The 1,587-nt window shown below is 66.9% G+C and carries 2 protein-coding genes; both read right to left on the bottom strand.

The window, feature by feature from the left end; genetic code table 11:
- Window positions 1-547, bottom strand: a 547-nt coding sequence (locus Q7T84_RS04000) for an RNA-binding protein (protein ID WP_304806412.1), incomplete at its 3' end; no start/stop codon positions are given.
- A 27-nt stretch (window positions 548-574) separates the two neighbouring features.
- Window positions 575-1,587, bottom strand: a 1,013-nt coding sequence (locus Q7T84_RS03995) for a transcription termination/antitermination protein NusA (protein ID WP_304806411.1), incomplete at its 5' end; no start/stop codon positions are given.

Here is a 1,587-nt window from a genome sequence, read left to right as displayed (position 1 = left end):
CAAGGAAGGCGGTGTGTATCACATTCTCCGCCCCCAAGGCCAAACCCAATTCCTCCGCAGCAAAAAGTCCGAAGATTTGCGGGGGTTTAGGTGACCTGCGGACCACGTTCAGAATCTTCCGGCGGCCATCGGCGGCGCCGTCGGTGGCTTCAATCACCCAGGCGGCCTTGCCGGAATTCACGGCTGAGGCGACCTTTTCAAAGCCCGAGATAAGCTCGCCGGCGCGTTTCGCAAGACCCAGCCCGTCCATAAGCCGCCGGAGCAAGAGCTCCTCGACCTGGTCGGCCAGCCCGACGGGCGGCGTCAGCTTGGTCTTCGCGGCCCGCGAAAACAGGCCCCTCTTGGCGGCGGTCTCCACCGACACGCGGTCGGCGGCGACCCATAGTCCCCGGCCCGGCAGCTTACGCGCCAAGTCAGGAACCACGGTCAGGTCGGGACCGACGACGAAACGGATGAGGCGGTCCTCATCCATCACTTCGCCGGAAACGATGTCCCGCCGCTCCCGCGCGGCCGCCGCGAGGGTCTTTGGAGCCCGCGTGGCGGTCACGGTCGGGGCGGGATCGGTCACCGTGGGCTAGGCCTCCGGGCCTTCTTCGGCGGCCGGAGCCTCGGCCGCGGGCTCTTCAGCAACAGCCTCTTCAGCGGCCGGGGCCGGCGCCTGCTCGGGAGCATGACCGAACACGGCGTCGACTTCCGAGTACTCGACCTCGGGTTCCGGCTCCGGCTCCGGCGCCTCGACCCAGCCCATGGCGACACGGGCGCGCATGATCAGGGCCTCGGCCTCGGCCGGATCCAGATTGAAGCTTTCCAGGATGCCCGGCTCGCGCACGCGCTCGCCGTCCTTGGATTCGAACCAGCCGCGAAGGTCGTCGGGGATCAACCCGGCGAGATCCTCGATGCTCTTCACATCGCCTTCGCCCAGCGCGACGGCCATCGGCAGGGTGACGCCGGCGATGCCGAGCAGGCCGTCCTCGACGCCCAGCGCATTGCGCTTGGTGTCGTATTCGGCGGCGATTTTTTCCAGGAAGTCGCGGGCGCGGGCCTGGATCTCTTCGCCAGTGTCCTCGTCGAAGCCTTCGATGGCCGCGATTTCCGAAGCGTCGACATAGGCGACGTCTTCAACCGTGGCGAAGCCTTCGGTGACCAGCAGCTGAGCGATGACTTCATCCACGTCCAGGGCTTCCTGGAACAGGGCGGTGCGCTCGGCGAACTCGCGCTGACGGCGCTCGCTCTCCTGGCTCTCGGTCATGATGTCGATCTTTTCGCCCTGCAGCTCGGCCACCACCGCCTGCACGCGCGAACCGCGCATACCGACGCAGGCGCCGACCGGGTCGATCGAGCTGTCGTTGGAGACGACCGCCATCTTGGCGCGCGAACCGGGATCGCGGGCCACGGCGCGGATTTCGATCACGCCGTCATAAACTTCCGGCACTTCCTGGGCGAACAGCTTGGCCATGAAGCCGCCGTGCGCACGCGACAGCAGGATCTGCGGACCCTTGGTCTCGCGACGGACGTCGTAGATGTAGCAGCGGATGCGGTCGCCGATGTTGAAGTTCTCGCGCGGGATCGACTGGTCGCGGCGCATGA

This window comes from Phenylobacterium sp., assembly GCF_030654915.1.
Lineage (GTDB): Bacteria > Pseudomonadota > Alphaproteobacteria > Caulobacterales > Caulobacteraceae > Phenylobacterium.
Note: the sequence above shows the minus strand (reverse complement) of the source record. Positions and strands in the feature narration are given on the sequence as shown.